Below are 5,272 nucleotides of genomic sequence, written 5' to 3'. Positions count from 1 at the left end.
TGCTGCTGCAACATTATAATGTTGACTGCCTTCTAGCTTATCGATTAACCACAGCCGTTGTTGTGAAAATGACGCTGGGATCGCACCACTGCGATCTATGGCACACAAGGGGATACTCGCCACTGACCTCCCTTGCTGCTTTCTCTCAAGAAAGTGCAATAACTGTTCTTTGTGCGTTTTTACTTGCTCTGCTAACTCAGCAGTCATGGCACCTTTTGGTGCTTTCACCTTTAAAGTACCGGAGTCAGAAGATAGCTGAATATTTTTTTGTTGTAGTTGATTAAGCAAATCAATCATTGGGTTAAAACTCCATTTCTTCAAAGGCCTCACTATCCGCCTCTAGCTCCTGCTGTTCTGAGCTATACTGGGACTGTGTTGCATCAATAAACTGTGCTAATTCTTTGATTGTTTGGAAGGCAAACAGGTCTGCAATTTCAAAAGGGTAATCCCAGTGCGATTGGACACGATCGAGGATACTCATGGCATGAAGCGAATTTCCGCCTAGAGCAAAGAAAGACTGCACGGTACTGAGGGGTTCTGTGATACCTAAACACTCTCGCCAGACTTCCTCTAGAGCAACTTCTGTTGCCGTATGTGCTGGAACATATTCAATCTGAGGCTGGGCCGTCACCATGCTGTATAGTGCTTTACGGTCAAGTTTGCCGTTAACAGTGACTGGTAATTCAGTCAATGCGATATAGGTTGCAGGTATCATGTAGTTCGGTAAGGTAGATGCCAGCAACTTAGGTATCACAGCTGAAAGTTCAGCACTGTCCAATGATGTAACACAGAATGCGATAAGCTGTTCACCAGCTTGTAACTCCTGCACACTGACAAATGCTTCTTCCACTTCATCACAGCCTGCAATCGCAGCTTGGATCTCTCCTAGCTCTACACGCAAACCACGGATTTTAACTTGATGATCTAAACGACCAAGGAACTCCAGAGCTCCACATTCTAAACGACGGACCAAATCGCCCGTGCGATAATATCTCTGCTGAGAACGGTTTGCTAAGCTCACCGTAATAAATTTCTCCGCAGTGAGCTGTTCCTGCTGAAAGTAACCTCGAGCCAAGCCAATCCCAGATATGAGTAACTCTCCTGGAATACCGATAGGCTGCTCAGCAAAATCTGGACTCACTACTACACAGTTAATGTTATCAATAGCATAACCAATGGGAACACTCGGGGCCGAGGTGGTTTTACTACAATCCCAATAACTTACATCTATTGCTGCTTCTGTCGGGCCATATAAGTTATGTAACTGAGCGGATGACGCTCGTATAAACTGTTCTCGGTGATCGCGCGTTAATGCCTCACCGCTACAAAATACCTGTTTCAGTGTTTGGCACTGCGATAACTCTGCATGCTGCATAAATGCTTGCAGCATTGAAGGTACGAAGTGACAATGAGTAATGCCTTGTCGCTGTATCAACTCTGCTAGATACTTAGGCTCTTTGTGACCCTCAGGTTTAGCTAGAACAATGCTTGCGCCAACGGTCCATGGCCAAACAAACTCCCAGACCGAAACATCAAAACCATAAGGCGTCTTTTGCAGCACTTTATCACTGGCTTTCAGTCCATATTGCTTTTGCATCCACAGTACACGATTCAACAAGGCTTGATGCTCAACCATCACCCCTTTTGGTTGTCCTGTTGTACCTGACGTAAAAATCATATACGCAAGATTTGTCGCGCTTAATTCAAAGGTACTAGGAGTCGTTGCTCTGTACTGGAAGAGAGTATCTAGCGTCGCTTCGCTATCGATCACAGTCACTTGATGTGATTGCAAACACTCAGCTTCCGCTAAGTGCAGTTGGGTCAATACTTGTACATCACCCAGCTGGTCTAAGATTGCACTACTGCGCGCGTCCGGCATACTCGGGTCAATAGGTACATAAGCGCCACCCGCCTTTAACACCGCCAAAATTGCAATAACCATGCTACAGTGACGTTCAAGATACAAAGCCACGAAGGATTCCTGCATTACTCCCTGAGCCTGTAGCAAACGAGCCAATCGGTTCGCTGCCTGATTTAACTGCTGATATGTTAACGTTTCTTGAGTATCAAGAACGGCGATGCTGTTAGGTGTTACCTGTGCAAAGTGGTCAACATATTGATGCGGTAGTAAAGCTAAATTGTGGGAACAGAAAGTATCATGTTGCTGCGCCAGTAAATGTTGCTCAGACGTCGATAACAGTGAAATTTCACCCACACCTCGACCATCCGCAAGCTGAGAAAAGATGGCATCAAGATGATGTTGCATTTGCGCTATGGTGTTATCGCTGAAACGCTCTTTACGATATCCCAATGTAAGCTGTAAGTGTTCATTATCATTCACAATAAAAGTCAACGGCACAGCACTATACTCTGCCGTCTCACTACTATTGATAACAACATCACTGGTATTATTCGCTACACTGCTATTGCTCTCAGTAGGATAGTTCTCAAACACTACGATACTATCGAACAACTCAACCTCTGCGGCAATCGCTGTTTGTTGCCGGATCTCTGGCAAAGTTAAAAAGCCGTGTTCTTGACTTTGCAACTGGCTTTCATGTAACTGCTTAAGCTGAGCTTTAAGATCCGTTGATGGAACAAAATCAACTTTTACAGGTATGGTGTTTATGAATAACCCAACCATCTTTTCAATGTTTTGTACCTCAGATGGCCGACCTGAAATTACAGTACCAAACAATACTTTTTGATCGCCACTGTAACGCTGTAACAAGTATCCCCAAGCCCACTGTATGACAGCATTGAGAGTCACCTTGGCTTCACTGGCAAGTACTCGTAGCTTTTGCGACAGACTCGTACTTATTTGCCATTGTCGCTCAACATAGCCCGATTGAACGTCTAAATTTTGGCTTTCTAACAATGCGGTGGGCGAGTCAAAGTCATGTAAGTAAGTATGCCAATAGTCAAGAGCACTTTGCTTATCTTTACTCTGCAACCAATCATAGTAACCATCCAGTGGGATCGGTTTCGGTAACGATAAGGGTTGCGAGTTAGCAAAAGACAAATAGCTTTGCAATAGTTCTTGGTAAACGGTTTGCAGACACCAACCATCTAAAATTAGGTGATGATGTGTCCAAAGTAATTGATGCTGCATGGAGTCATAGCGCACGATAGTAACTCTATGCAAAGGCGCTTCATTGAGTGGCATTGCCATTTCTCGGTCTTGCTCACGCAACGTGATAAATGCGCTGTGGCGCTGCTCATCACTCAAGTCGCTCCAATCTAAAAAGCGCACAGGAACTTTAATATCTGGTGCAAGCACAAAGCGATAAAGGCTACTTTTTTCTATAGCAAAGCCGCTTCGCAATATTTCATGTCGATTAGTCACATATTGCCATGCTAGCTCCATCGCCTTGATGTTCAATTCGCCACTGATTTGATTTACAACTTGGGTTAAGTAGGCTTTTTTATCAATTTGACTTTGAAAGAATATTCCATGCTGTAATGGTGTTGCAGGAAAGATATTAATGAGTGTACCAAAGCGTTTCTGCCATTCATTAAGCTGAGATTGTTGTAATTCGACATGAGGGACATCAGAGGTTGTTAACATCGGCATTCGGCCTTCACAGTGATTAGCAATATCCTGCAACGCCATAGCTAAATTATTTTTAAGAGCAACCATAGTCTCTGGACTAAACTGCGCAACACTATAGTCAATCATCAAATGCAGTAAGCCTTCACTCACTTGGCCATTGATCGCAATAGCAAACTCCCGTAAAGCTTGCTCGTGTAGATTTGACCCCATACTTTCATCAGCGAGAGAAAAATCCCCATGCTCGTGCTCTGCATTTATCTCAATTTGTCCAAGATAGTTAAATAGCACAAAAGGATCCGCTTGTTCAAAATGCGAACACTCAGAAGTTTGGGAGTAGTATTTTAGTGTTCCAAAGCCAACGTTCGACTCAGAAATAACCCTACGCCGTTCTTTTACAGCAATAATTACTTCTGTAAGCCCTGTGCCCTCTGAACTAAGTAATAGTGGATAAAGTGACGTAAACCAACCTACTGTTTCACTGAGATCCACATCATCAGAGATAGGATCCCGACCATGGCTTTCCAGTGCAACTGCGACTTGCGATACCGCAAATGTTTGCTGTAGCGCTAAATACAGCCCACTTAACAATAAATCCTCTACTTGCGTGCGATAAGCTTGGTTTGCACTTCCTAGGAGTTGACGAGTTACTGAGTGGGTAAGCTGTAGCTTAACGATTTCACTTTCACTGCGTAAACAGGGCTCTATTTCACTCTCAGATAAAGGCATCATGGTATTTTCAGCGGCTAATTGGGCAAGCCAAAAGACTTGTTGCGCTTGGAAATCGTCGTAATGAAGCGCTAAGGTATCACTCCACTGCCTTATAGATGAGGTTTTTGCTGGTAACCGAGGTATCTCTTGGCGTAGATGCTGACACCAAAGACGCTGTAAATCTTGTACCAAAATTCGCCAAGAAACACCATCTACGACCAGGTGATGCGCTACAAGTAACAACCGAGCTTCACTTTTACCTGAGATTAAGACTGCTTTAAATAACTCACCTTTTGAAATATTAAACCCAGACTGTGCTGCAGCAGCAATTTCAGTTACGGCCTCAGCCGACCAATCAGCAACGAAAACATTCTGTACAACCCGATTAATATCAATTTGTTCAAGCGCAATAAACTCGCCCATCCACCCTATTGATTTGTGAGTAAACCGTAATCTCAACGCGTCATGCCTATCAAGTAAACATGAAACTGCTTGCCTTAGAAAATCTTGCGATAACTCAATAGGCACTTGTAATAAGATAGACTGATTATAATGATGTACAGCCGCCCCTTTTGAGCGTTGTAAGAATCTCAATTGAATAGGTAAAGGCCTAAATTCTCCGCTTAGGGGAGATTGTTCAGCACTCACTTCTTTACTTGCTTTAACCACCAATGCCTGATCAGCAACCGTAGGTAACTGCATAACTTCTTTTAAAGTTATATGGAGCCCCACTTCCCGAGCCATAGCAACCAATTGAATTGCTATAATTGAATCCCCTCCTACGGTAAAAAAGTGGTCATTAATACCAATCGCGTCGTTTTTGAGCAATCGCTGCCAAATGAGTAATAACTGCTCCTCTGTGGCATTTCTTGGTGCTATAAAGGCCTCGAGCTCAGTGTTGCTATGCAATTGTTTTAGCGCATTTTTGTCAATTTTACCGTTCGGGGATAGCGGCCACTGTGATACCGCAATGTAGCGACTTGGCAGCATGTACTCTGGTAGTAATGCCCG

The 5,272-nt window shown here is 43.8% G+C and carries 2 protein-coding genes; both read right to left on the bottom strand.

The window, feature by feature from the left end:
- Positions 1 to 297, bottom strand: a 297-nt coding sequence (locus tag MHN32_RS23285; protein ID WP_239422953.1) for a hypothetical protein, incomplete at its 3' end; no start/stop codon positions are given.
- A 4-nt stretch (positions 298 to 301) separates the two neighbouring features.
- Positions 302 to 5,272, bottom strand: a 4,971-nt coding sequence (locus MHN32_RS23280; protein WP_239422952.1) for a non-ribosomal peptide synthetase, incomplete at its 5' end; no start/stop codon positions are given.

The sequence above is a fragment of the Pseudoalteromonas sp. Of11M-6 genome (assembly GCF_022347905.1).
Taxonomy (GTDB): domain Bacteria; phylum Pseudomonadota; class Gammaproteobacteria; order Enterobacterales; family Alteromonadaceae; genus Pseudoalteromonas.
The sequence above is the reverse complement of the archived record's forward strand: the minus strand, read 5'-3'. Positions and strand labels throughout refer to the sequence as shown.